Genomic DNA, 24,853 nt, shown 5'->3' on the forward strand with positions numbered 1-24,853 from the left:
GTGAATAAGATTAGAGAAGTCCGTTGGCCGACAGGTAACGTTCTGCCTCAATGGCTGCCTTGCATCCGCTTCCGGCGGCTGTGATGGCCTGCCGATAATGCGGATCGGCTACGTCACCGGCAGCGAATACCCCCGGAATCCCTGTGCAGGGAGTATTGCCTTCCGTCACGATGTAACCGGTTTCATCGGTGGTTACCCACGGCTTAAAGATGTCTGAATTAGGTTTGTGACCAATGGCCAGGAAGAATCCGTCGATGGCTACGTCGTAGCGTTCTTCGTCGGGTTCACCCATACGTTTCACTACGTGCATGCCTTCCACACCGTTCTCACCGAACAGGCCTACGGCATTATGTTCAAACAATACCGTAATATTCGGATGGTTCATCACGCGTTCCTGCATGATTTTGGAGGCACGGAGATAAGGCTTGCGCACCACCAGATACACCTTGCTGGCCAGTCCTGCCAGATAGATAGCTTCTTCACAGGCTGTGTCGCCGCCGCCCACTACAGCCACGGTTTTCTTGCGGTAGAAGAACCCGTCGCATGTGGCGCATGCGCTTACCCCTATACCGGCGTATTTCTTCTCGTCTTCCAGTCCCAGGTATTTGGCTGTGGCACCGGTAGAAATGATGACGGTATCGGCGGTGATTTCTTTCTCATCGTCTACCACGAAAGTGTAGGGGGCCTTGCTCAGGTCGGCCTTTGTGACAATTCCGTTACGGATATCGGCTCCGAAGCGTTCCGCCTGCTTCTTCAGGTCGTCCATCAGCACGGGGCCGGTCACCCCTTCCGGATAGCCGGGGAAATTTTCCACTTCAGTCGTGATGGTCAGCTGTCCGCCGGGTTGGATACCTTCATAAAGTACGGGAGAAAGATTGGCACGGCTGGTGTAGATGGCTGCCGTGTATCCTGCAGGTCCTGATCCGATGATCAGGCATTTTACATGTTCTGTTGCCATAAATAATGAAATAAAATTATCTTAATCGAGTTATTGTTGAGCAAAAATATATATTTTTTGGAATAATCCTTACAACCGCTTGTGGATTTTTCGAAAATATGCATCCTTTATTCATTCATATTTGTCCTTTGGATACGGGTTTTTATTGCATAAATGAAAAATACGTGCTACCTTTGCCTGTCAAAAAGATAAAACTAACATTTAAATAAGGATATGTTTAGAAGTCATACTTGCGGTGAGTTGCGACTCGCCGACGCAGGCAAGAACGTGACACTGGCCGGATGGGTGCAGCGTACACGTAAAATGGGAGGAATGACATTTGTAGACCTCCGCGACCGTTATGGCATCACGCAGCTGGTGTTCAACACCGAGGTGAATGCCGAACTTTGTGAGCGTGCCAACCACCTGGGACGTGAATACGTGATTCAGGTAAAGGGAACGGTGAGCGAACGCTCCAGCAAAAATGCCAACATCCCGACGGGAGAGATTGAAATCATCGTATCGGAACTGAATATTCTGAACACGGCACAGACACCGCCTTTCACCATTGAAGACAATACGGACGGAGGAGATGACCTTCGTATGAAATACCGTTACCTGGACTTGCGCCGTACAGCCGTACGCAAGAACCTGGAACTCCGTCACCGCATGACGATGGAAGTGCGCCGCTATCTGGACAGCAAAGGCTTCCTGGAAGTGGAAACTCCGATGCTGATCGGTTCTACTCCGGAAGGTGCGCGCGACTTCGTAGTGCCTTCTCGTATGAACCCGGGACAGTTCTACGCCCTGCCTCAGTCTCCGCAGACTCTGAAGCAGTTGCTGATGGTTTCCGGTTTCGACCGTTATTTCCAGATTGTGAAGTGTTTCCGCGACGAGGACCTTCGTGCCGACCGTCAGCCGGAGTTCACTCAGATTGACTGCGAAATGAGTTTCGTGGAACAGGAAGACATTATCAATATGTTTGAAGGCATGGCCAAGCACCTGTTCAAGGAACTGCGTGGCGTGGAACTGACCGAACCGTTCCAGCGGATGCCGTGGGCAGATGCCATGAAGTACTACGGAAGCGACAAACCGGATTTGCGTTTCGGCATGAAGTTCGTGGAACTGATGGACGTGCTGAAAGGTTACGGTTTCTCTGTATTCGACAATGCAGCCTACATCGGCGGTATCTGCGCAGAAGGAGCCGCTCACTATACCCGCAAACAGCTGGATCACCTGACTGAATTCGTGAAACGTCCGCAGATTGGTGCCAAAGGTATGGTATATGCCCGCATCGAAGCCGACGGTACAGTGAAGTCAAGCGTCGACAAGTTCTACAGCCAGGAAGTACTGCAGAAGATGAAAGAAGCCTTCGGTGCCAAACCGGGTGACCTGATTCTGATTCTGAGTGGTGACGATGCCATGAAGACCCGTAAGCAGCTTTGTGAACTTCGTTTGGAGATGGGTAACCAGCTGGGCCTGCGCGACAAGAACAAATTCGCTTGCCTGTGGGTGGTGGATTTCCCGATGTTCGAATGGAGCGAAGAAGAAGGCCGTCTGATGGCTATGCACCATCCGTTCACTCATCCGAAAGACGAGGATATTCCTTTGCTGGATACTGATCCGGCAGCCGTTCGTGCCGATGCCTACGACATGGTAGTCAACGGTGTGGAAGTGGGTGGAGGTTCTATCCGTATCCACGACTCTGCACTGCAGGCCAAGATGTTCGAAATCCTCGGCTTTACTCCGGAAAAGGCACAGGAACAGTTCGGCTTCCTGATGAACGCCTTCAAGTTCGGTGCACCCCCTCACGGAGGTCTGGCTTACGGACTCGACCGCTGGGTATCTCTGTTTGCCGGCTTGGATTCTATCCGCGACTGTATTGCCTTCCCGAAGAACAACTCCGGGCGTGACGTGATGCTGGATGCGCCTGGATTCCTCGACCAGAAACAGCTGGATGAGCTGCATCTGAAAATCGATCTTGACGAAAATAAATAAAGACACGTTTCAAACGGAAAAACAAGAGAAAGGAACCGAATGAAGGAATCTGTACGGGTGATACGCTTTGCCATAGTAGGTACGCTCAATGCCTTGATTGCAGCGGTGGTGGTCTGGCTATTGATGCACATCGAGGGCGAGAGCTATATTATCGCAAATATATGTGCGTACATCGTGGCGCAGATTCACAACTTCATTGGGTGCAAATATTGGATTTTCCCGCTTGAAACAGATGACAAAAAAAATAGCATCTGGCATCAGATGCTATTTTTTATTGGTGCTTTCGCACTGGCCTACAGTGCACAATTTCTTTTCCTGCTGATGCTCGTGGAGCTTCTTCACTGCAACGAGTATCTGGCACAATTCCTCGGACTCTTCGTTTATGGCGCCGTCAATTTCATCTGCAACCGCCGCCTGACGTTCCGTTAACCCATCTCTGTCAAGTTTTTTTCTTCAATGTAACGCAACCTGCGCTCCAGAATGACTTCACGCGTCTTCTCCGGATTGTCGGTGCGGAACACCAAAATACCTTTTCCGCCCAACAGGAAGGAATAGAGGTAGGAGATACCTATGCCCGTCTCACTGAAGCTGCGGATGGCGTCGGCTGCCCGCCCCGGCTCGTTGTCCAGACTGATGGCAAACACTTCGGACACGTTGGCCGAGATGCCGGCATCCTTCAACACGTGGAAGGCCCGGAGGGGTTCGGAACAGATGATGCGGTAGATGCCGTATTCCACGGTATCGGAAATGGTGGAAGCAATCAACTGAATGTGGGCTTCCTTCAACAGTTCGAGCACCTGCAACAGGGTGCCCGACTTGTTCTCTACAAAAACAGACAACTGGTGTATGGTCATATCTTTTTCTTTTTAAATCAATGTCTTTCGTAAATCTTTCACGCGCACAGCCTTGCCTTCCTGTACGGGCAGGCTTCCCTTGGGTACGAGCTTGACGCGCGGAGTAATCAGAATCTCGTCCTTCAGCTGGCGGGTGATTTCCTTGGTCAGGTTCTGAAGGAAGCCATAATCGTCGGTAAAATCGTTCAATTCCACTTCCACCGTCATTTCGTCGTTGGCATCGAGGTTGGTCAGGGTGATGAGGTACTCGTTGCCCAGCTCCTTGAACTGCAACAGAATGTTTTCAATCTGGATGGGGAAGATGTTCACACCCTTGAGAATCATCATGTCGTCGCTGCGTCCCTTCATCCGGTCGAGCCGCTTGTGATGACGTCCGCAGGGACAGTCACCCGGCAAGATACGGGTCAGGTCGCGCGTACGGTAGCGGAGCAACGGCATCGCCTCCCGGTTGATGGTGGTCAGCACCAATTCGCCCACTTCGCCTTCGGGCACCGGTTCCAATGTCACGGGGTCTACAATCTCCACAATGTAATAGTCCTCCCAGATGTGGAGTCCGTTCTGCTCCGGACATTCGAAGGCCACCCCCGGACCACACATCTCCGACATGCCGAAAGAATTGTAGGCCTTGACGCCCAACATGTTCTCTATGCGCCGGCGCTGCTCGTCGGAATGAGGTTCCGCCCCGATAATCAAGGTCTTGAGGTGCGTATCCCGCCGCGGGTCGATGTGCATTTCCTGCATCACCTCATACAGGCGTCCGGCATAACTCGGAATGGCATGCAGGGCCGTGGTACCGAAGTCGGTGATGAACTTAATCTGGCGTTTGGTATTGCCGGCCGCCGCGGGAACGGTCAGCATGCCCAAGCGTTCAGCCCCATACTGGAATCCCAATCCCCCGGTAAACATGCCGTAGCCCGAAGAGTTCTGGAAAATATCGCCCTTGCGGAGTCCCACCATATACAGGCAGCGGGCCACGGCATTGGCCCATTCCTCCAAATCGTGCTGTGTGTGTAGGATGACGGTCGGAGTACCCGTGGTGCCACTGGACGAATGCAGGCGTACCACTTCCTCCAACGGCACGGCAGAGAGTCCGAAAGGATAATGGTCGCGCAAATCCTGTTTGGTGGTGAAGGGAATGCGTTGCAAATCCTCCAACGACTGTATATCTTCTGGTTTGATTCCGCATTGCTGAAAGCGTTCCTTATAAAAAGGAGAATGCATGCAACGGTTGATAGTTGCTTTCAACCGCTGCAGCTGAAGTTTCTCGATGTCCGGTCTCGACATCGTTTCCACTTCAGGATGCAAGTACATTTGTGTGTTTCTCATGTTGTTTTCTGTTATTTGGCCTACAAATATAGAAATAATAAACTGAAGCCCAACAAAAACTTTCATTTTTATTGCACAAAAGTAGAAATGCTTTAAATTTGACAGAGGGAAACAGTCGGTTCCATGGTTCCGGCGGCTCTTTTCTGAAGACAACCGACTTCCAGCCGATATATAAAAAGAGCCGCTGCCTCCCTCACGGACGAAGAAATGCAACGGCCCTTTTTATTTCGTACAGAAGCGACCCGGAAAACGGAACCGCCTCACAGTGATTTACTCAAAACTCCCGTAGCGCGTAGGCAGCAGCTTCCGGTCGCCCAACGTGTTGTCGATGCGGGCCACATTAATCCAGAACTTGTTGTCGCGCACACTCTGAATCGGGTAGGCCGCCTTTTCCCGGCTGTAAGGATGCGTCCAGTTGTCGCCCACAATCTCGTACTCCGGATGCGGCGAGTTCACCAGTACGTTGTCTTCCTTGTCGGCCTTTCCGCTTTCAATCTCGGCAATCTCTTCCCGGATATGTACCATGACCTCGATGAAATTATCCAGTTCAGCCTTGCTTTCACTTTCGGTCGGCTCAATCATCAGCGTGCCGTGTACCGGGAAGGAGAGGGTAGGCGCATGGTAACCGTAGTCCATCAGACGCTTGGAGATATCATTTTCCGAGATACCGCTTTCCTCGTGCAGCTTCCGGCACTCCAGAATCATTTCGTGTCCCACGAAACCATTCTTGCCGCGGTACACCACTCCATACGCATCCTTCAGGCAGGCAGCCAGGTAGTTCGCGTTGAGAATGGCCACCTGCGTGGCTTTCTTCAGTCCCTCGGCACCCATCATGCAGATGTACCCATAAGTGATAGGCAGGATACCCGCACTTCCGTAAGGTGCCGCCGACACTTCATTCGTCGGATTGCCCAGACTGACATGTCCCGGAAGGAAAGGCACCAAGTGTTCGGACACACAAATCGGCCCCACACCCGGACCGCCACCTCCGTGCGGGCTGGCAAAGGTCTTGTGCAGGTTCAGGTGACACAAATCGGCCCCGATGGTACCCGGATTCGTCAGGCCCACCTGTCCGTTCATGTTCGCGCCATCCATGTACACCTGTGCGCCGCACGCATGGATAATCCGGCATATCTCCTTGATTTCCTCTTCAAAAATACCGTGGGTAGACGGATACGTAATCATCAGCGCAGCCAGTTCGTCCTTGTGTGCTTCCGCCTTCTCCCGCAAGTCGTTCAGGTCGACGTTTCCGTACTCGTCGCAGGCGCAAGTCAGCGGCTCATAACCCGCCTGTACGGCAGAAGCCGGATTGGTGCCATGGGCCGATGCCGGAATCAAGACCAGATGACGGTGTCCCTGTCCGATGCTTTCCAGATAGCTCCGGATGACACGCAATCCCGTATATTCACCCGCAGCTCCGGAATTCGGCTGGAGAGACACTCCCGCAAAACCCGTGATGGTTTTCAGCTGTTCGCACAGGTTCTGAATCAACGTCTGATAGCCTGCTGCCTGGTCTTCCGGCACCAGCGGATGCATGTTCATCCAAGTCGCATTGCTCAGCGGCAACATTTCGGCCGCCGCATTCAGCTTCATGGTGCAGGAGCCTAGTGAAATCATGGAATGTGCCAACGAAATATCCTTACGTTCCAGACGCTTGATGTAGCGCATCATCTCCGTTTCCGTATGGTATTTATGGAACACCTCATGGGTGAGGTACGCACTCTTGCGCTGGAAGACTTCCGGCAGGGAAGCCGTTGCCGGAATCGGTTTGGCTTCATGCATCGGTTCTTCGGCCGCCACGGCAAAGAGGTTGACAAGCCGTTTGGCATCGGACGTGGTCGTCGTCTCGTCTACACTGATACCTACGTCTCCATTGCCGAAATAGCGCAGGTTGATTTCTTTTCCCAAAGCGATGGTACGTACTTCCTGCAGCGTCACATGGTCGGGCAACTGGATTCTCAGGGTATCGAAGAACGTGTCGTGACGCAGCTTGTAGCCCAGACATACCAGCTGTTCGGCCAGCCAGACCGCCACGGCGTGCACCTGCTCCGCAATCTCCCGGATACCTTCCGGTCCGTGGTACACGGCGTAGAATCCCGACATCGTGGCCAGCAAAGCCTGTGCCGTACAAATGTTGGAAGTGGCTTTTTCCCGTTTGATGTGCTGTTCGCGGGTCTGCAAGGCCATACGGTAGCACAGACGGCCGTACTTGTCCTTCGACAAGCCGATGATGCGTCCCGGCATGTTACGCTTGTACTCATCCCGTGTGGCGAAGTACGCTGCCGAAGGACCTCCGTAGAACATCGGCGTACCCAAACGCTGGGCGCTTCCGAACACGATGTCGGCTCCCCATTCTCCGGGCGGCACCAGGATGGCCAGCGAGAGGATATCGGCAGCCACGGCCACCTTGCATCCGGCGGCATGCGCCTGTTCCGTAAAGGCCCGGTAGTCTTCAATGCTGCCGCTGTTGTTCGGATACTGCACGATGCAGCCGAACATATCGGGTGTGAAGGCCAGTTTTTTATAACTGCCCACCTTGACCGTGATGCCCTGCGGAAGGGCACGGGTACGGATTACCGCCAGGTCTTGCGGGAAGATTTCCTCGTCGACGAACAGCACGTTGGCCTGGGCCTTCTGCTGGGCACGGCTTCTGAGTCCGTGCATCATCGTAGCCGCTTCCGCCGCCGCGGTCGCCTCATCCAGCAAGGAACAGTTGGCCAGCGGCATGGCCGTCAGGTCACTGATTACCGTCTGGAAATTCAGCAGGGCCTCCAGACGTCCCTGGGAGATTTCCGCCTGATAGGGCGTGTAGGAGGTGTACCACACCGGATTCTCGAACACGTTGCGCTGGATGACCGCCGGAGTCACGGTGTCATACCACCCGCATCCGATGTACGTCTTATATAATTTGTTCTGGGCGGCCAGATGGCCGATGTGCGTGGCAAATTCACGTTCCGTCATGGCAGGAGCCAGTTTCAGCGGTTCCTTCAACCGGATATTGGCCGGAATGGTCTTGTCAATCAGTTCATCCAGGCTTTTGACCCCAATTTTTTCCAGCATCAGGGGAAGTTCTTTTTCCCCGATGCCGATGTGTCGGTTTGCGAATGTCGTTGTTTTCATGATTTATACTAAGATTTATGGTTTCAGGTAAAAAAACGGCTTTTCAACGGAAGAAAGGATTGTTCATCTTCTCATAGCCGATGGTCGTGGAGTTTCCATGTCCCGGATAGACCACTGTTTCATCGGGAAGCACCAGCAACCGCGACATGACACTGTCGCGCAGCTGTTCGAAGTTGCCCCCTTCCAGGTCGGCCCGTCCGATACTGCCCCGGAACAAGACATCACCGCTGAACATGCAGTGCTGCGCCTCGCAATAGAACACCAGCCCGCCCGGCGAATGACCCGGCACGGCAATCACCTTCAGCTCCTGGTTGCCCACCGGCACGACATCCCCGTCGTGGAGAGCGTTGCCCATGGCAGGCGCTTCCTCGTTCAACGGGAAGCCGAACATCCGGCAATACTCTCCGATGCGCGGCAGGAGAAACGCATCCTGCTCGCTGGCTTCCGTACGCAGCCCAAACTCCCGGAGCATGAACGCATTGCCGAACACATGGTCCAGGTGCAGGTGCGTGTTCAGCAGATGGCACACCGTCAGCCCGTTGTCTGCAATAAACTTCTTCAACGCCTGCTGTTCTTCCTTGTAGTAGCATCCGGCATCAATGACGGCTGCCTGCAATGTCTCCTCGTCCCACACCACGTAGCAGTTGACCGGAAACATATTGAATTCAAATGATTTTATTTTCAGCATACGATTTATCCGTTAATGGTTACATATACCACTTTCTTGGTCTCGAAAAATTCTTCCTCAAAATAGTCCTTCAAGTCATAAATGAGCGTCTGGTGCTTCACCGGCATGACCTCTCTGTCCAATTCTCCGCCCTTCAGGCAAATCAGTCCGTTGGGGAGGACATTGTGCTGTTCCTTCCGGATATTCTTCCGGATAATCTTCAGCAGGTCGGTGAGCGGCATCACCGCCCGGCTCACCACAAAGTCGAACTGCTGTTTCTCCTCTTCGGCACGGCAGTGGCGGGTTGTCACGTTCTTCAGTCCGATGGCCTGCGCGATTTCCGTGGCCACCTTCACCTTCTTGCCGATGCTGTCCACCAGATGGAAATGCGTGTCGGGAAACAGGATAGCCAGCGGAATGCCGGGAAAACCTCCTCCCGTGCCCAGGTCCATGACCTCGGTCCCTGGACGGAAATGAATGATTTTTGCGATGCCCAGCGAATGCAGCACATGATGCTCATACAGATTGGTGATGTCCTTGCGTGAAATCACGTTGATTTTGCTGTTCCAGTCAGTATACAAGTCATACAACGCCGCAAACTGCTGTTTCTGCGTCTCGGTCAGGTCGGGAAAATATTTCAAAATGATATCCATGTACGATTATTTCTTGATTAAGTAAGTGTTTATTTCTTCATAGGGCACCGTCAGTTCGAACTGTCCCATCGGGCGAGGAGCGATGTCATACTGGTTGTAGAGGAAAGTCACCCCGTCTTTTCCGAGCCGGAAATTATCGGGCACGTACAAATCCGTGTCCAGCAGGATGCCCATCTGGTTCAAGCCTTCCAGACAGGTCAGCGTATCGGTCTCCAGCTTTCTGTTCGCCTCCTCCAGCAGTCTGACGAATATCCGCTTGCATATTTCTTCGTCCGTCCCTTTGCGGAACACGTCTTCCTTGCTCAGCTTGCGTCCGCTGCGGGTATCTACATTGACCCAATACCCCCAACTGCTGGGATGCGCCCCTCCGGTATACTGGAAGGTAGCCACCGAGTAATTCCAGATGCTGTCTTTTCCCTCCGTTAGTTCAGAATTTATCTCATATTCATAATTATACCAGCCGGGAATCTCGTCTTCCTTCATGCCGTTCTTCACATCCGTTTCATAATTTTTCTGCACGTCTTTCAGGTAATCGCTCGCCAGACTTTCCTTGATGGCAGACACGAAGGCCTGCGGAGAAGCAGCTCCGGCATGGGCGCTCGAGAACGCTTCTTCCAGCACCTTGTTGATGACTTCCGTCAGCGAATCGTTCGCTTCGGACGAGCGTAAATATTTGAAATTGATTTTAATCTGACATTGGGGAGCCTTGGGGTTGGACGCATCCAGATACACGGTCGTATCCGCCAGCACAGAATCGACTGAAACTCCGTCCTTTCCGGCGGAATGTTTTCCGGTACATCCCGGCAGCATCACCGTGGAAAGCGCTCCACATAAAATGAAGGAAAAGATTCCTCCTTGTATTTCTTTCATCATATTCAGAGGTTTATAATCAGCAAATGATTTATACTCTTACAAATATAGCATAACTTCCCGAATTGTCATGGAAAAAGGAATTCTTTTTGTAAATCTTTGCCATTCCCACGGAAAAACTTTTTCTTTGCAAAATGTAACCTATCAAGAATTGAATACCATGATTACAATAGAAAACTGGGGACTTATTTCCTATGCAGAAGCCTGGCAGCGACAAACTGCTCTTTTCGACCAGCTGATTGAGGCGAAGCTCCACGGAAAGCCCTATACCAACCGGATTATCTTCTGCCAGCATCCGCATGTGTACACGCTGGGCAAACACGGCAAGGCTGCCAACATGCTGCTGAACCCCATGCAGTTACAGACCATTCATGCCGAACTGTTCCAGGTGGACCGGGGAGGGGACATCACCTACCACGGACCGGGGCAATGGGTGTGCTATCCGATTCTGAACCTGGAAGACTTCCACCTGGGACTGAAGGAATACCTGCACCTGCTGGAAGAAGCCGTCATCCGCCTGTGCGGACAGTACGGCATTGAGGCCGGAAGAGTGAACGGGGCCACGGGCGTGTGGCTGGCCACCGGTACGCCCGAAGAGCGTAAAATCTGTGCCATGGGCGTGAGAAGCAGCCATTTCGTGACGATGCACGGACTGGCCCTCAATGTGAATACAGATTTAAGGTATTTCAGCTACATCCATCCCTGCGGATTCATCGACAAAGGAGTCACTTCGCTACAGGCGGAACTGAAGCGGGAAGTCCCGATGGACGAAGTGAAAGACAGGCTGGAGAAGCTGATACTGGAATTATTTACAGAAACGGCCTGACGAATCCCGTCAGGCCGTTTCTGCGACATTATTGCCGACCGGCAAAATACGCCTTCAACTGTTCGTTGATTTGCTGCATGCCCTTTACCGAAGGATGACTGCTCTGCTTGTCGATGCCTTTCAGCTCAATGCAGGGCACCTGATAATGTGCGCAGATAGTCTTTACGGACTCATTGATTTCCGCCTTCAGGTCGCAGTTCAGCAGGAAATACACCTCCACATTGGGATAGCGGTAGCGGATGTGCTCCAGCATATAAGCCATGGCCGGACGGAAGCTGTACAAGTCCTGCTTGGTCCACTCCGCATACTTGTATTCGCCGATGGGCGCTCCGGCCCAGCTGTCGTTCGTCCCGCCGAATATCAGGATGATGTCCGGGCAGCCCAGGTTGTCCATCCGCGTCACGAACGAACGGTCGGAATAGTCCGCCTTGCGGTAGCCGGTGTGGCAGATGGTAGCCCCCGAAAAAGAGTTGTTCACACACAGGCGGTATCCGCTTTCCTGAATGAACTTGTACCACCACGTCTGGCTGACGGAGGTCACATCATTCTTCTTCAGCGGCTTGTGGAAATACCACACGGTATTCGTGTCCGGCTGAAGATAATGCTCGAACGTGGAATAAGAATCTCCCAGAATGGAAACGGATTTCCGGTACTGCGAAAATCCGGTGCTGCAAATCATCATAAAGAGAAGCAGCATAGCATACGTTTTTCTCATGATATCTCGGTTAAAGTTTTCACAAATGTACATGATAAAAAGCAAAAACGGAGGGAAAAAAAGATACAAATAAGGGATATTTTGTCCGGAAACAAGGAATCAGGGTAAAATTATCCGTAATCTGTCTACCGCAAATTTCCCCAAACCGATGTATTTTTGTGGGATAGAAACCGATTTACAAAACATAAAGACATGGAACTAAATGATTTTCTGACGCATGTAGCCCAGCGTCGTCCGCTGGATACCCCTGAAATACAGGAATTTCTGGACCGGATGAGTGATGAAGCCCGCCGGGTAACATTCGAGCTGAACGGCTCATATCACACCATGGAAGAAGTCCGGGCACTGATGTCCCGCCTTTTCGGACGTCCGGTAGACGAGACCTTCCGGGTGTTCCCTCCTTTCTACACGGATTTCGGAAAGAATATCCACGTGGGAAAGAACGTGTTCATCAATGCCTGCTGCCATTTTCAGGACCAGGGCGGAGTGACCCTGGGCGACGGCTGCCTGATAGGGCACAACGTGGTGTTCGCCACGCTGAACCACGACCTGAACCCGGAGCGCCGTTCCGCCATGACGCCGGCTCCCATCGTCCTGGGAAAACGCGTATGGGTAGGCTCGAACAGTACCATCCTGCAGGGAGTCACCATCGGTGACGGTGCCGTGATTGCCGCAGGGGCCGTCGTAACGAAGGATGTGCCGGCCAATACGATAGTAGGAGGGGTGCCGGCCAAGTTTATCCGGAGCATTTTCTGAAAACGCAAAGGAGACAAGCTGGAACATCTTCGTCGTTTTTTACGTTTCCCGGCACGGAACCATACGTTTTCCCCGTGTGAAACCTACGTTTCCGCCTCGGGAAACGTAAGTTTCACGCAAGGGAGACGTAAAAAGCCTAACGGCTCTTTTCTCTCTTTGCCAAAGGGTTTCAGTTTCATCCTTGTCCGAATGTCCGCCTTCCGGAATACGCCACGCCCCATGAGGCATATCCCTCGTCCCAAAAGGGGAGGGGCCCTGTGTCTTATCAGTCGCTGAAATTCCTTGCAATCTTCAGATAGCCGAAAGAAAAGGGTTCTCTTGTCGTATGCACCCTTATGAATTGTATAAAATTTCTTATCCTATTTATAAAAAATCCACGATATTTGGTAACTTTACAAGAAACACATTATTATGGATATTTGGGACCCTAAAAAACGATCAGCCGTCATGGCAAGAATCAAGAGTAAGGACACAAAGCCCGAATTAATCGTGCGTCATTACCTATACCATAGAGGCTATCGCTACCGTAAAAACGTAAAAGACCTTCCAGGAACTCCGGACATCGTATTATATAAATATAAAATTGTAATTTTTGTCCACGGTTGCTTTTGGCATGGACATGAAATAGACAGCCATATTCCCCATAGCAATACAAGTTTTTGGGAGAAAAAGATCAAGCAAAATAAAATTCGAGACCAAAAGAACAAACTTAAATTAAAAGAATTAGGGTGGCATGTAATGACAATTTGGGAATGTCAGTTAAAACCAGCCGTAAGAGAACAAACTTTATTGGAAATAGAATATTATATCAATCATCTCTTTCTGGAAAAGTTCAAAACTCCCGTATCTACACAAGACAACTTCTCCAGCTTAGTAGCTGAAGAAGCTGAAACATATACACCAATTCTCAAAAAGAATAAATAGACGAACTCTTTTGTTTTGATTTAACTATTTCTATAAATGAATCCAAGGTTTCGATCTCAGCTTGGAAATCTTTATCAAACGATGTTTTATATGGTTTAGGTACAACAAGTTTTAAATGTTCATGTCTCATTTCCAATAATTGATTTTTAGAGATTCCCTGTTGTAAAGTAAACAAGTATTTGGTCTCTATACGGTTTGCTTCATTTAAAACTTGTCTCCAACGATCCTTGCAAGTCGTTTTTGCTCCCAGAAAAACTAAATTCTCCGTTGGAAACAACAAATTATGATAGGCCTCTCCACCAGGAAATAGAAAATCAGGCTTCTTATTATCTTCCGTAATAACTTGTTCCTCAAATTTCAAGTTGGCAGACGTAAATATAGTGGCCAGATGATGCTCCAATGACTTGCCAGCCCTTGATTTACGGCGATTCAGGATGGCATTGGAAAATTTTATCAGTTCTTGGCAGTTAGCAAACGGACTACTATAAATTGGGGCATATATTTTCTCTTCAAAACAGCGGAACAAGCTGTATTCCGTATCAATCCAATTCAATAACTGTAAATCAGGATTACTGCAAATAATAGAATCCGTAATACCATGAACATCATTGTAGGCATTTCTAGCAAGCTGGGCCATTTGGATTGTTTCCGGGAAATCCGTATATACAGAAACTATTTCTTGAATCTTTGTCTTCAACAATTCTTCGGGAGGAATAGATTGAGAAAGATCTATCAATTGATTTGTTCTCTCCGGAGAAAGGTTGAAGAATGCAAAAAAATCATCTATATCTTGGTCATTCTGCAATACAAAACCAGAATAATACTCCTCTTCTTGCTGCGCCAAGATTAACAAGTCCCCCACATTATCTTCTTCAAAAAAGGGAAAAGACCTTCCGAATCGCGTAATTCTATATTCATTACGTGTGCCTTGCCCATAATAAATAAAACGGCTATCGGTCGTAAAATCATCCTGCCACTTTACTTTCACATATTTATCTTTATTTTCCCCTTTTACTCCAGGTTTATCAAACAGCAAAGGAGCGGCACATTTTGGAATATAAAATCCAGATTGATGTGAACCGTTTTTCCCCGTATCGTTGGCCGTGATAAAACGACAAAAGGCATATTTCGCATTTTGTACTTTCTCAATTGCCTTATTTAATAATTCACTCATAAATTTGTGCGTTTAACATTGTCTTAACCAATTGTTCTGATACAGCCGTAATGAGAGGAACAACCACCGAATTACCGCATTGTCTATATGCTTGTACATCAGAGACCTTATTTATAATATATTCATCTGGATATCCCATCAGACGGGCGCATTCCCTCGGAGTTAAACGGCGAGGATTTATTCCTTCTCCCTGTGGAATCAATATTTCGGAACCATCTTTATAATATCTTGCACTTAAAGTACGGCTTATGCCATCTAAATCTACCAAACCAAATCCAAACCCATTACCTTTCGCTTTATGCTTTTCTGCATAATTCTGTAAATAGTTCCATAATTTATCAGAAAGTGTATATTTAGAATCCGGATCATAATCTAAGATATCCCGTATCTTCCGAATGGGATTATCCGCTTTTGGAAACTCGAAATGTTCTAATCCATGATAGCGTCTTTTATCAAAACCGACAATCATAATACGCTCTCTATGTTGTGGAACATAGTCCTTACCATCCATCACTTTATAATGTATGGAATATTCTAACTCTTCCAGCGTGGAACGAATTATTTTAAATGTGTTTCCTTTATCATGTGAAACAAGATTCTTGACATTCTCCAAATAAAACGCTTTTGGCCTATGACGGCTTAATATTTCAGCTACATCAAAAAATAAAGTTCCCTGTGTCTTATCACGAAAACCAGTTTCTCTACCTAGACTTTTTTTCTTAGATACTCCAGCGATAGAAAATGGCTGACATGGAAACCCCGCACATAATACATCAAAATGTTCAGGGATATATCTCTTAGTTTCTTCCTTCGTAATATCTCCAAAAGGCATTTCTCCAAAATTTGCCATATAAGTTTTTTGAGCAAAAGGATTCCATTCAGACGAAAATATACATTTTCCACCTTGGGCTTGCATAGCTAACCGAAAGCCACCCATTCCAGCAAATAAATCAATGAATGTAAACTTATAATCTTTAGGATCCGGGAAAGGTATCTGAAAGAAATCATTAAATAATCCTTCTTGCAAAGGATCACGCAAAACCCCTTCTGTTATTTCTATTTTGGGGAATTTATATTCCAAATATTCTCTTAAATATTTATGGGCTTGTTTTACAGAAAAATCTTTAATGAACTCCCGGTTATGCAAATAATGGGTAATTACAGCCAGCTGATTGTCATATGATTTCGGACCATACATATATACCTGTACTTTACCACCAGAAGTTTCTGTAATAGAGATTTTCTCCGGAAAATCGGATAAATGTATATTGGATAATATTTTATTCATAAATTCATTCAGTAATTCAACCACAAAGATAGAATAATTCTTTGAGAAGATAAAAGAAAGTATAATGCCCAAGAAAGGGTAGAGACATAAAAAAAGTTCTAAAAATCGAATGATTTTTAGAACTTCCTCATTTTGCCTCACGGCTTCGGTACACCCTCAGGGATTCGAACCCTGGACCCACTGATTAAGAGTCAGTTGCTCTACCAACTGAGCTAAGAGTGCATCCACTATAATTGTCAAACTTTCCGAAATTTGTACACCCTCAGGGATTCGAACCCTGGACCCACTGATTAAGAGTCAGTTGCTCTACCAACTGAGCTAAGAGTGCATCGTTTTTTCATTTGCGAGTGCAAAGGTAAACTTTTTGTTTGAAACAGCCAAACATTTCTACAGTTTATTTTACACTATTTTTTTCAAATATCCCCCGACTGACTGGTTATAAGACAGATATAACAAAGGCCGGCATGGAAAAAAATCCAGCCGACCTTGCAGTTTTATTTACATAATAACAGATTTGGATTCTACATCAGAAGCGATATCCCAGGCTGATGGCGAAATTCATGTTCTTAGGTTTGTCGCCTTCATCCACATCCCACGGACAGATGAACCCGTGCTGTCCTGTCAGATTCACCAGATAATGGTCGCTCAGCTCGAAGCCGATACCGTATTGGATGCCCAGGTCAAAACGCTTCCAGCCTTCATCACCGAAAACTTTGTGGTCGCCTCCTTTATCGTATTTCGTTTTTCCGCCCAGCCCGAAAGACAGATACGGACCGGCATTGATGACAAACTTGGTGTTTTCGCTGACACTGATCTTATACGCACCCAAAATGGGGATGTCAAGATAGACGGGTCTTTCTTTATATATATCTTTCACTTTATATCCCTTGGAGGCAAACATCAGGCCCGACTGGAAAGACCAGCTTTCATTGATACCATAATCCATGCCAAGCCCCAGCGTAAAACCGGGCAATGCTTTTGTTTCTTTCACCTTGGTCAGGTTGCTGAAGTTCACGCCTACGCGGGCATCCCATCTTGCCTGAGAAAAACCAGCCAATGCAAACATTGCCAATATGGCCGTCATGAAGAACTTTTTCATAATATCATCGGTTTAGTTTAGGTTCCGTCCCCTTGAACCAATCTGTTTTTCCCGAAAGCGGAGGGGCTACTTTCACCTAGATAAGAGAAAGCCCACTTTCGTTTTGTGATTGTACACAAATTTACAAAAACATTTCAAATTATCAAACTTTATAAAACAAGGGAGGAGATAAAAAAACTTCCATTTCAGGTTATCCGATAAAAAAGCCAGATTATCTGTCCTTTTTTAAGGCCTAAAAAAAATGCCTCTACATCTGCAATCAAACGTAAAGGCATTCTCACCGGTTGTCGGATGTCTTCCGGCAATCTTCAGTATTCCCAGAATTTTCCTGTCAGAGGCCCATTTTCTTGGTCTTTCCGCTCACCTTCTGGATGTCCAGCCGGATGATTTCCGTGCGAGGGAACGACTTGTTGGCATACTCGATTCCCTGGACTTTATGGTCGGGACAGTATTTGGAGAGCAGAAGAGAGAGGGCCGACATCCGTTCCGCTTCGTGCAGACTGTGATAGGCCGTGCATTGCAGTACCACGCTTTCGTAGCCCGTAGTGAACTTGTCGGGGATGACGCGGCTCCGTCCCGTCACGCAGAACGATACGTTGGGGCAGGCGTCGATACAACGCAGCTTGCGGCCCACCGGCGCACAATGAATGTAGATAGAGTTTCCACGGTCCCACACATAATTAATCGGAATGCCGTAGGCTCCGTTTCCGTCTTCGCTCTGCATGGAGAGGATGCCGTATTCACCGTCGCGCAGGATTTCAAAAGCGCGGGTCTCGTCGAGCAGGCGGTCCTGCCTGCGCACGTCCTGATTGTTGTATTCCATAATCCCTCCGCTTTTATTGGTTGGCCAGTTCATAGATTTCGCGGGTAGCCTGTGCATCCAGCGGCACGTAGCAGCCCACGTATTGCCCCTTGTTCTCGTGCAGTTTCTTTACCAGCAGGTCGATGTCCGGATGCTCGATGCCCAGTTCCTTGAAGGTGACAGGCATGCCGATAGCATGGAAGAAGGCTTTCAGGCGGGCCACTCCCTCCAAGGCCATGGCTTTCTTGTCGTCCGACTCGGGCACGTCCCATACGCGGTTGGCATACTGGGCCACCTTGCCCACATGATGGCTGGCCATGTAGGTGAGCCAGGCCGGGAAGATCACCGCCAGTCCGGCCCCGTGCGTTACATTATATATTGCACTCACCTCGTGTTCCATGAAGTGCGAAGCCCAGTCTTCCACGGCCCCTACGCCGCACGTTCCGTTGTGGGCGATGGTACCGGCCCACATCAGGTTGGCACGGGCCCCGTAGTCCGTCGGTTCCTTCATCACCCGGAGGGCCTCCGTGATGATGGCCTTGAGCGTACCCTCACACATGCGGTCGGGCACTTCCTGGTCTTCGGTGTTAGTAAAATAACGCTCCATGATGTGTGCCATCATGTCGGTCACCCCGCAAGCCGTCTGCCAGGCGGGTAGGGTGTAGGTCAGCTCCGGATTCATCACGGCAAAGGTGGGGCGGAGCAGGCCGTGCGTGCGGACACTCAGCTTCTTCAGCCCGTCGAGCTTCGTGATGACCGTGTTTCCGGAACCTTCGCTTCCGGCTGCCGGGATGGTGAGCACCACGCCTAGGGGAACCGCTTTCTGCGGCACGGCCTTATTGATATAGAAATCCCAGAAATCACCTTCGTAAGGAATACCCATGGCGATGGCCTTGGCCGTGTCGATGACGGAACCGCCGCCCACAGGCAGCAGGAAATCAATCTGCTCGCGGCGTCCCAGGTCAATGCCTTCGTACACCTTCGGGTCGGTAGGGTTGGGCTGTACACCTCCCAGTTCCACGTGAGGGATGCCCGCCTCATCGAGTTCCTTCTTAATCTTGTCGAGCAGTCCGCTGCGCACCACGGAACCGCCGCCGTAGACAATCAGCACTTTCGTGCCGTGGTATTTCTTCACCAGCTCTGCCGTCCGGCTCTCTGTGCCTTTCCCGAACACGAATTCGGTCGGGCTATAAAAATCGAAGTTATTCATATTGCTTACAGATTATAGGGTTTATATGCTTTGTTGGACAAAGTTACAGAATTTCTCCGTATTTTTTATAGGAAAAACGACACACCTCGGTATCCTCTAGTCAGAAAACTGGAAATTCCATTTGCCTCGGCGCGGGGCTTTTTGTATCTTTGCGGCACAAACTTAAAAACTGCCCTAATGAAATCGGATATCGAAATAGCACGCAGCATTGAGCTGACAAAGATTAAACAAATCGCACGCGAGTATGGCATTCCGGTAGAGGAAATCTCCAACTACGGACGTTACATTGCCAAAGTTCCTGAAACACTGATTGATGAGGAAAAGGTGAAGAAGAGCAACCTGATTCTGGTGACGGCCATCACGCCGACCAAGGCCGGTATCGGAAAGACTACTGTTTCCATCGGTCTGGCACTCGGACTGAACAAAATCGGCAAGAAGGCCTTCTGTGCCTTGCGCGAACCGTCGCTCGGTCCCTGCTTCGGAATGAAAGGTGGAGCTGCCGGAGGTGGTTATGCACAGGTGCTCCCGATGGACAAGATCAACCTGCACTTCACGGGTGACTTCCACGCCATCACTTCGGCCCACAACATGATTACGGCCCTGCTCGACAACTATATGTACCAGAACAAGGACAACGGCTTCGCCATGAAGGAAGTGCTCTGGAACCGTGTGCTCGACGTGAACGACCGCGGCCTGCGCTACATCGTGACAGGACTGGGAGGCAAGACCAACGGCATCACCCGTGAATCGAGCTTCGACATCACGCCGGCCTCTGAAATCATGGCCATCCTCTGTCTGGCAAAAGACGAAGACGACTTGCGCCGCCGCATCGAGAACATCCTGCTGGGATTCACCATCGACAACAAGCCTTTCACGGTGAAAGACCTGGGCGTGGCAGGTGCCATCACGGTGCTGCTGAAAGATGCGTTGTCGCCCAACCTGGTACAGACTACGGAACATACACCGGCCTTCGTACACGGCGGACCGTTTGCCAACATCGCCCACGGATGTAACTCCGTACTGGCTACCAAGCTGGCCATGACCTTCGGCGACTATGTAGTGACAGAAGCCGGATTCGGTGCCGACCTGGGTGCGGAAAAATTCTACAACATCAAATGCCGCAAGGCGGGTCTCCAGCCGAAACTGACGGTCATCGTGGCTACGGCGCAGGGACTGAAGATGCACGGTGGTGTGGATGTAGACAAAATCAAGGAACCGAACATGGAAGGTTTGAAAGAAGGAGTGAAGAACCTCGACAAGCACATCGACAACCTCCAGTCGTTCGGCCAGACCGTAGTGGTGGCCTTCAACCGTTACGCCAACGATACCGACGAAGAACTCGACTTCGTGCGCCGTCACTGTGAGGAAATCGGCGTGGGCTTCGCCATCAACAACGCCTTCATGGAAGGGGGAGCAGGTGCCGTCGACTTGGCTAACCTGGTGGTAGACACCATCGAACACAACCCGTCGCAGCCGCTCACCTTCACTTACGACGAAACGGATTCCGTAGAAGAGAAAGTGACCAAGATTGCCTGCGGATTGTATGGAGCCAAACAGGTGCTGTTCGGCCCGGCTGCCCGCAAGAAGATACAGATGATCAAGGATTTGGGATATACGCATTTCCCGGTCTGCATTGCCAAGACACAGTATTCTTTCTCTACCGACCCGAAACTCTACGGGGTGGCTTCCGGTTTCAACTTCGCCGTGCGTGACATCGTCATCAACGCCGGAGCGGAAATGCTGGTAGTGGTAGCTGGAGAAATGATGCGTATGCCGGGATTGCCGAAAGAGCCGCAGGCATTGCACATCGACATCGTGAACGGAGAAATAGAAGGATTGTCGTAAGCCGATGAAGCCACAGTTTCTTGTCGGAGCCCTGATGCCCGGAAGCGGGCAGACCCTCGTGGCCTTGGGACTGATGCGGGCGTTGCGTAACCGCGGCCTGCATGTGCAGTCGTTCAAGTGCGGACCGGAGCTGGCTGAGCTGCGCTATCATGCGCTGGCCACAGACCACGAACCGGCCAATCTGGATGCGTGGATGGCCTCGCACACCCATCTGCAAACCCTCTACAACGGTTATGGCGAAAAGGCCGATGTATGCCTTGTAGAAGGGAAGGGGGGACTGTTCGACGGTTTCCGGAAGGCGCAAGGAAGCGGGGCCGAACTGGCCCGTCTGATAAGAATACCGGTGGTGCTGGTGGTCAGCGCGCGCAATGCGGGCTACTCCACGGCAGCCATGCTGCAAGGCTTCAAGCATTTCTATACAGATTTGAAAATAGCCGGAGTGATTTTCAATCAGGTCACTTCGGCTGCCCAATATGGTTTCCTGCGCGAAACCTGTGCCGAGGCGGGGGTGGAATGTCTGGGTTATCTTCCTTTACTGGAAGATGCAGGCCTTCCTCCCCGGCATCAGGCGCTTACCCTGCCGCTCCGGAAGAGTCTCGACCAGCTTTTCCAGAAGGTGGCCGAACAACTGGCGCAGCATGTCGACTTGCCCAAGCTGTTGAATCTCAGTACCCGTATCTTCCCTTGTGCGTACTCACTTCCTTACATTTCGGAAACCGAAACAGAGGCATGGATTGGTGCCCGAAAACTGCGGATTGCCCTGGCTTCCGACCCGGCCTTTCCTTTCCTGTACCGGAGAAGCATCGACCGCATTCAAGGAGAAATCATCCGTTTTAGTCCGGTGTTCGGCAGCGAACTGCCTCAAGCGGACATCGTCTACTTGCCCGGCGGCTATCCGGAACTGTTTGCCCGCCAGCTGCACCGTCGGAAACGCCTGATGGAACAGTTGCACGCGTACGTGGAAAACGGTGGAAAGCTGTTGGCCGAAGGGGGAGGAATGGCCTTGTTGGGACAGACCTTGACCGCACGTCCCGGCGGAACGGCCTACGAGATGGCCGGCATCCTTCCTTATTCCGTCTGCGTGAAAGACAACCGTCCATACAACGGATACCGCCAGACTTCCTATCGGGAACTCAAGCTGAAAGGATATGAGTATCGCTATTTCGACCTCGTGCCGACAGAAGAAGCCGCTTCGCTCCAGACATCGGTCTGCCATGCCAAGGGAGGGGAGATGCCCGGGTCGTACTTTTTCCGCTACAAGAATTGCATCGCCACTTCTGTCCACAATTATTGGGGAGAAATCAGTCTGTACAAACTCTGGGAGTAGGTCGGCAGCCTCTTTTTTCTGCTTTTCAGGCGAAAAAAAATGAAGAAAAAAGAGGATTCTAAAAAATTAATTCTATCTTTGCATCACCAAATCGCGGCAGTAGCTCAGTTGGTAGAGCATCAGCTTCCCAAGCTGAGGGTCACGGGTTCGAGTCCCGCTTGCCGCTCCCGTTGATAATCAGAGGCTTATATAATGTAAGCTTCTGATTTTTTTATTTTGTAACAGGTTGGTTTTACCTATGATTTAGCCATGTGAGTTAAACTGAGAGTTAAACCAGAATAAACGATGAATGCAACTGTAAATGTCGTATGTTACACATCTAAGATTTTATCTAATGGCGAACACCCTTTAATGCTTCGCATTTGTAAAAACGGTAAAAAGAAATACCAAAGTTTAGGAATATCAATAAATCCTAAATATTGGGACTTTAAGAAAAACACACTTAAAGCATGTTGTCCGAATAAGGAATACATTCAGAAAATTATTCTCAATAAGCAGATGGAATTTCAGCAACGCATGTTACAGCTAACTTGCGAACAGAAAGATTATACCGTTTCAACCTTGCTGAATAAAGATTGTGCCACGTTCAAATTGAAAACAGTAGAGGAGTTTTATTGCAATTTAATTGAACAATATGCTTGTGAGAATAAATGTGGAAACCGTCTCATATATAAAGGGTCTTTGAATTCTATCAAAACTTTTACTAAAGGAAAACTGGATATTCCATTTAGTGATATAGACACCATGTGGCTAACTAAATATGAAAAGTGGTTACGCTCCAAAGGAAATAAAGAAACAACTATCAGTCTATTGTTTCGTACCTTACGGAGTGCATACAATAAAGCTATCAATGCCAAATGTGCCCGAGCTTCTGATTATCCTTTTAATGAATATAAAATCAACAAGTTTAATACCACAACTCAAAAAAGAGCTATTGCCAAAACCGACATACTGAAATTTATAACAGAGGTGCAGCCAATTGGAAAGCAGCAGTATATGGAATTGAGCAAAGACATATTCGTGTTTAGTTATTTATGTGGTGGAATCAATTTCACAGACATAGCTAATTTAACAAATGAGAACATTCAAAGTGGTAGACTACACTATATCCGTCAGAAAACAGGAAAACAAATAAAGATAGGAATACCACAGGAAGCCATGCAGATAATAGAGAAATATTCAAAAACTGGCAAAGGCTATTTATTCCCGATTTTAGATAGTAAGGTTCACAAAACCGCCTTACAGAAACAGAACAGAATACACAAGATACTTGGTAAAGTCAATAAGAATCTAAAACTGCTTGCAGCACAACTTGGGGTTGAAGCTAACGTTACAACCTATGTTGCCCGCCACTCATTTGCAAGTGTTCTTAAAAAATCTGGGGTAAACATAGCATTGATAAGTGAAGCATTGGGGCATTCAGATTTAGCGACTACTCAAATTTACCTTGATAGCTTTGATAACGAACAAGTAGATGATGCAATGAAGAATTTACTATAAAATGATTATCCCAGTTGCAATTATTGTGAGTGGGATTTTCTTTTTTACTTTTGCATATAAACCAATAATTATTAACAATGGAACTAACAGAAGAAAATCTTGAATATATCACTTTCGTTGCTATGGAATATTGCCACTTACCAGAATTTAATGATGAATATTCCAGACTTAATGCTTCAATTCATGCTAAAAGCATTTTTAAAGCAAGATACGAAACTCTAAATGATACATTTCAAAAAGCCTATCAAGAATATAGCCAAAATGAAAAAATCAAATCTACTATAAATATCTACCAACTGGATTCAAATAAACTATGGCTATTGTTTTTATTTATTACAGATTTCACAGAAAGTTGTTTTTATGAAGATACAAATACAGAAAAACTTTCAATAAATGATTTCTGTAAAGAGTGCATTTCGTTAATTGAAAATAGCAATGATATTAATATAACTGTAACCTCTGATAAGAGAATTAGCCTAAAAAATCCTGTATTTATAAAAGCGTTCAAAGATTTTTGTGAGATACTAATTCAACAGCCCAATAATAATTTAATGAATATCAAGTTCTATCAAACAATCATAGATGAAAAAGGTAAGCATGAAATAAAAAAAATAACGTTATTTGTTAAGATGTTCAGGTACTTCTTAGATAACCATGTAAAAGTACGGAAGCCCAGCAAAATGACATTTATTGGAAAACTTCTGTTTTTGGGGAATTTTGTTACGGAAGAATCATATTTAACGGAATACAATCCTACACCCATAACTACAAAGAACAAGTTTAAAATAAAATTATATGGAACGGTTTTTATTAATGGAAAAGAATATATAAAAGACTATGATAATATAGGAAAACGCATAGCTGATAATATAAAGAAATGCACAGATACTACTCCAACAAGCATTTCTAACTATATTGATTATCCTCTTGATTTCTAACATATTATTATTTAGGGAAAACTA

The 24,853-nt window shown here is 48.4% G+C and carries 22 protein-coding genes and 3 tRNA genes; 10 read left to right on the plus strand and 15 right to left on the minus strand.

Annotated features, from left to right (window positions below; translation table 11 throughout):
- Nucleotides 1–10: 10 nt before the first annotated feature.
- Nucleotides 11–958 (minus strand): thioredoxin-disulfide reductase, encoded by a 948-nt coding sequence (trxB, locus tag OIM59_RS07380; RefSeq protein ID WP_299169199.1) that lies wholly within the window; start codon nucleotides 956–958, stop codon nucleotides 11–13.
- Between the two features lie 213 nt (nucleotides 959–1,171).
- On the opposite strand from trxB, the gene aspS reads away from it, so the two are divergent.
- Nucleotides 1,172–2,935, plus strand: a complete 1,764-nt coding sequence (aspS, locus tag OIM59_RS07385) for an aspartate--tRNA ligase (protein ID WP_299169201.1) — start codon at nucleotides 1,172–1,174, stop codon at nucleotides 2,933–2,935.
- Between the two features lie 39 nt (nucleotides 2,936–2,974).
- Entirely contained in the window at nucleotides 2,975–3,364 is a 390-nt protein-coding gene (locus OIM59_RS07390; RefSeq protein ID WP_299169203.1) for a GtrA family protein, read from the plus strand.
- Here the strand turns inward: OIM59_RS07390 and OIM59_RS07395 are convergent.
- The 6 genes from OIM59_RS07395 to OIM59_RS07420 form a co-directional block, all read right to left on the minus strand.
- A complete protein-coding gene (locus OIM59_RS07395) occupies nucleotides 3,361–3,789 on the minus strand; it encodes an amino acid-binding protein (protein WP_299169206.1) in 429 nt (142 codons plus the stop codon). The genes OIM59_RS07390 and OIM59_RS07395 overlap by 4 nt on opposite strands.
- 12 nt (nucleotides 3,790–3,801) lie before the next feature.
- Nucleotides 3,802–5,100, minus strand: a complete 1,299-nt coding sequence (locus tag OIM59_RS07400) for a phenylacetate--CoA ligase family protein (protein ID WP_177866531.1) — start codon at nucleotides 5,098–5,100, stop codon at nucleotides 3,802–3,804.
- 285 nt (nucleotides 5,101–5,385) lie between these two features.
- Nucleotides 5,386–8,235, minus strand: a complete 2,850-nt coding sequence (gene gcvP / locus OIM59_RS07405; RefSeq protein WP_303895984.1) for an aminomethyl-transferring glycine dehydrogenase — start codon at nucleotides 8,233–8,235, stop codon at nucleotides 5,386–5,388.
- A gap of 43 nt (nucleotides 8,236–8,278) precedes the next feature.
- On the minus strand, nucleotides 8,279–8,920 hold the full coding sequence (locus tag OIM59_RS07410) for an MBL fold metallo-hydrolase (protein WP_299169254.1): 642 nt from the start codon (nucleotides 8,918–8,920) through the stop codon (nucleotides 8,279–8,281).
- A gap of 8 nt (nucleotides 8,921–8,928) precedes the next feature.
- A complete protein-coding gene (rsmG, locus tag OIM59_RS07415; protein WP_299169211.1) occupies nucleotides 8,929–9,555 on the minus strand; it encodes a 16S rRNA (guanine(527)-N(7))-methyltransferase RsmG in 627 nt (208 codons plus the stop codon).
- Between the two features lie 6 nt (nucleotides 9,556–9,561).
- Nucleotides 9,562–10,428 (minus strand): DUF3298 and DUF4163 domain-containing protein, encoded by an 867-nt coding sequence (locus tag OIM59_RS07420; protein ID WP_299169213.1) that lies wholly within the window; start codon nucleotides 10,426–10,428, stop codon nucleotides 9,562–9,564.
- A 157-nt stretch (nucleotides 10,429–10,585) separates the two neighbouring features.
- On the opposite strand from OIM59_RS07420, the gene lipB reads away from it, so the two are divergent.
- On the plus strand, nucleotides 10,586–11,251 hold the full coding sequence (gene lipB / locus OIM59_RS07425) for a lipoyl(octanoyl) transferase LipB (RefSeq protein ID WP_303895987.1): 666 nt from the start codon (nucleotides 10,586–10,588) through the stop codon (nucleotides 11,249–11,251).
- Between the two features lie 28 nt (nucleotides 11,252–11,279).
- On the opposite strand, the gene OIM59_RS07430 is transcribed toward lipB, so the two are convergent.
- A complete protein-coding gene (locus OIM59_RS07430; RefSeq protein ID WP_303895989.1) occupies nucleotides 11,280–11,966 on the minus strand; it encodes an SGNH/GDSL hydrolase family protein in 687 nt (228 codons plus the stop codon).
- A 192-nt stretch (nucleotides 11,967–12,158) separates the two neighbouring features.
- On the opposite strand from OIM59_RS07430, the gene OIM59_RS07435 reads away from it, so the two are divergent.
- Together OIM59_RS07435 and OIM59_RS07440 are read left to right on the plus strand one after the other, a co-directional pair.
- On the plus strand, nucleotides 12,159–12,722 hold the full coding sequence (locus OIM59_RS07435) for a sugar O-acetyltransferase (protein ID WP_303895991.1): 564 nt from the start codon (nucleotides 12,159–12,161) through the stop codon (nucleotides 12,720–12,722).
- Nucleotides 12,723–13,133: 411 nt separating this feature from the next.
- A complete protein-coding gene (locus OIM59_RS07440; RefSeq protein ID WP_299169222.1) occupies nucleotides 13,134–13,646 on the plus strand; it encodes a very short patch repair endonuclease in 513 nt (170 codons plus the stop codon).
- On the opposite strand, the gene OIM59_RS07445 is transcribed toward OIM59_RS07440, so the two are convergent.
- The 7 genes from OIM59_RS07445 to OIM59_RS07475 form a co-directional block, all read right to left on the minus strand.
- Nucleotides 13,630–14,820, minus strand: coding sequence for a type II restriction endonuclease (locus tag OIM59_RS07445; RefSeq protein WP_299169224.1), 1,191 nt, complete (start codon nucleotides 14,818–14,820; stop codon nucleotides 13,630–13,632). The two genes, OIM59_RS07440 and OIM59_RS07445, sit on opposite strands and share 17 nt — an antisense overlap.
- Nucleotides 14,813–16,108 carry a DNA (cytosine-5-)-methyltransferase gene (gene dcm / locus OIM59_RS07450; protein ID WP_299169226.1) on the minus strand — a complete coding sequence of 432 codons (1,296 nt, stop codon included), beginning with the start codon at nucleotides 16,106–16,108 and terminating at the stop codon, nucleotides 14,813–14,815. The genes OIM59_RS07445 and dcm overlap by 8 nt, the downstream gene beginning before the upstream one ends.
- 149 nt (nucleotides 16,109–16,257) lie before the next feature.
- A tRNA-Lys gene (locus OIM59_RS07455) sits at nucleotides 16,258–16,330 on the minus strand.
- 33 nt (nucleotides 16,331–16,363) lie between these two features.
- Nucleotides 16,364–16,436: transfer RNA gene (locus tag OIM59_RS07460), tRNA-Lys, on the minus strand.
- A gap of 198 nt (nucleotides 16,437–16,634) precedes the next feature.
- The gene (locus OIM59_RS07465) at nucleotides 16,635–17,207 is read right to left on the minus strand and encodes a porin family protein (RefSeq protein ID WP_299169228.1); all 573 of its coding nucleotides are present in this window, start codon (nucleotides 17,205–17,207) and stop codon (nucleotides 16,635–16,637) included.
- 331 nt (nucleotides 17,208–17,538) lie between these two features.
- Nucleotides 17,539–18,030, minus strand: coding sequence for a pyridoxamine 5'-phosphate oxidase family protein (locus tag OIM59_RS07470; RefSeq protein WP_303895993.1), 492 nt, complete (start codon nucleotides 18,028–18,030; stop codon nucleotides 17,539–17,541).
- A gap of 13 nt (nucleotides 18,031–18,043) precedes the next feature.
- Nucleotides 18,044–19,219, minus strand: a complete 1,176-nt coding sequence (locus tag OIM59_RS07475; protein WP_303895994.1) for an iron-containing alcohol dehydrogenase — start codon at nucleotides 19,217–19,219, stop codon at nucleotides 18,044–18,046.
- 177 nt (nucleotides 19,220–19,396) lie between these two features.
- Between OIM59_RS07475 and OIM59_RS07480 the strand changes: the two genes are divergently transcribed.
- The 5 genes from OIM59_RS07480 (at nucleotide 19,397) to OIM59_RS07500 (ending at nucleotide 24,829) form a co-directional block, all read left to right on the plus strand.
- Nucleotides 19,397–21,064: a formate--tetrahydrofolate ligase gene (locus tag OIM59_RS07480; RefSeq protein WP_303895995.1), complete on the plus strand. Its 1,668-nt coding sequence runs from the start codon at nucleotides 19,397–19,399 to the stop codon at nucleotides 21,062–21,064.
- A gap of 4 nt (nucleotides 21,065–21,068) precedes the next feature.
- Entirely contained in the window at nucleotides 21,069–22,391 is a 1,323-nt protein-coding gene (locus OIM59_RS07485; protein WP_303895996.1) for a cobyrinate a,c-diamide synthase, read from the plus strand.
- Nucleotides 22,392–22,484: 93 nt separating this feature from the next.
- Nucleotides 22,485–22,557: transfer RNA gene (locus tag OIM59_RS07490), tRNA-Gly, on the plus strand.
- A gap of 119 nt (nucleotides 22,558–22,676) precedes the next feature.
- A complete protein-coding gene (locus OIM59_RS07495) occupies nucleotides 22,677–23,891 on the plus strand; it encodes a site-specific integrase (protein ID WP_303895997.1) in 1,215 nt (404 codons plus the stop codon).
- 77 nt (nucleotides 23,892–23,968) lie between these two features.
- Nucleotides 23,969–24,829, plus strand: coding sequence for a hypothetical protein (locus tag OIM59_RS07500; protein WP_303895998.1), 861 nt, complete (start codon nucleotides 23,969–23,971; stop codon nucleotides 24,827–24,829).
- Nucleotides 24,830–24,853: the final 24 nt, after the last annotated feature.

The organism is Bacteroides mediterraneensis (assembly GCF_025993685.1).
GTDB lineage: Bacteria > Bacteroidota > Bacteroidia > Bacteroidales > Bacteroidaceae > Phocaeicola > Phocaeicola mediterraneensis_A.

Excerpts from the sequence above, each read along its gene's own strand:
- OIM59_RS07465 (WP_299169228.1), bottom strand. The coding sequence starts at position 17,207 with ATGAAAAAGTTCTTCATGACGGCCATATTGGCAATGTTTGCATTGGCT.
- lipB (WP_303895987.1), top strand. The coding sequence starts at position 10,586 with ATGATTACAATAGAAAACTGGGGACTTATTTCCTATGCAGAAGCCTGG.
- OIM59_RS07440 (WP_299169222.1), top strand. The coding sequence starts at position 13,134 with ATGGATATTTGGGACCCTAAAAAACGATCAGCCGTCATGGCAAGAATC.
- OIM59_RS07485 (WP_303895996.1), top strand. The coding sequence starts at position 21,069 with ATGAAGCCACAGTTTCTTGTCGGAGCCCTGATGCCCGGAAGCGGGCAG.
- trxB (WP_299169199.1), bottom strand. The coding sequence starts at position 958 with ATGGCAACAGAACATGTAAAATGCCTGATCATCGGATCAGGACCTGCA.
- gcvP (WP_303895984.1), bottom strand. The coding sequence starts at position 8,235 with ATGAAAACAACGACATTCGCAAACCGACACATCGGCATCGGGGAAAAA.
- rsmG (WP_299169211.1), bottom strand. The coding sequence starts at position 9,555 with ATGGATATCATTTTGAAATATTTTCCCGACCTGACCGAGACGCAGAAA.
- aspS (WP_299169201.1), top strand. The coding sequence starts at position 1,172 with ATGTTTAGAAGTCATACTTGCGGTGAGTTGCGACTCGCCGACGCAGGC.
- OIM59_RS07435 (WP_303895991.1), top strand. The coding sequence starts at position 12,159 with ATGGAACTAAATGATTTTCTGACGCATGTAGCCCAGCGTCGTCCGCTG.
- OIM59_RS07500 (WP_303895998.1), top strand. The coding sequence starts at position 23,969 with ATGGAACTAACAGAAGAAAATCTTGAATATATCACTTTCGTTGCTATG.
- OIM59_RS07475 (WP_303895994.1), bottom strand. The coding sequence starts at position 19,219 with ATGAATAACTTCGATTTTTATAGCCCGACCGAATTCGTGTTCGGGAAA.
- OIM59_RS07480 (WP_303895995.1), top strand. The coding sequence starts at position 19,397 with ATGAAATCGGATATCGAAATAGCACGCAGCATTGAGCTGACAAAGATT.
- OIM59_RS07390 (WP_299169203.1), top strand. The coding sequence starts at position 2,975 with ATGAAGGAATCTGTACGGGTGATACGCTTTGCCATAGTAGGTACGCTC.
- OIM59_RS07430 (WP_303895989.1), bottom strand. The coding sequence starts at position 11,966 with ATGAGAAAAACGTATGCTATGCTGCTTCTCTTTATGATGATTTGCAGC.
- OIM59_RS07400 (WP_177866531.1), bottom strand. The coding sequence starts at position 5,100 with ATGTACTTGCATCCTGAAGTGGAAACGATGTCGAGACCGGACATCGAG.
- OIM59_RS07470 (WP_303895993.1), bottom strand. The coding sequence starts at position 18,030 with ATGGAATACAACAATCAGGACGTGCGCAGGCAGGACCGCCTGCTCGAC.
- OIM59_RS07495 (WP_303895997.1), top strand. The coding sequence starts at position 22,677 with ATGAATGCAACTGTAAATGTCGTATGTTACACATCTAAGATTTTATCT.
- OIM59_RS07445 (WP_299169224.1), bottom strand. The coding sequence starts at position 14,820 with ATGAGTGAATTATTAAATAAGGCAATTGAGAAAGTACAAAATGCGAAA.
- OIM59_RS07395 (WP_299169206.1), bottom strand. The coding sequence starts at position 3,789 with ATGACCATACACCAGTTGTCTGTTTTTGTAGAGAACAAGTCGGGCACC.
- OIM59_RS07420 (WP_299169213.1), bottom strand. The coding sequence starts at position 10,428 with ATGATGAAAGAAATACAAGGAGGAATCTTTTCCTTCATTTTATGTGGA.
- dcm (WP_299169226.1), bottom strand. The coding sequence starts at position 16,108 with ATGAATAAAATATTATCCAATATACATTTATCCGATTTTCCGGAGAAA.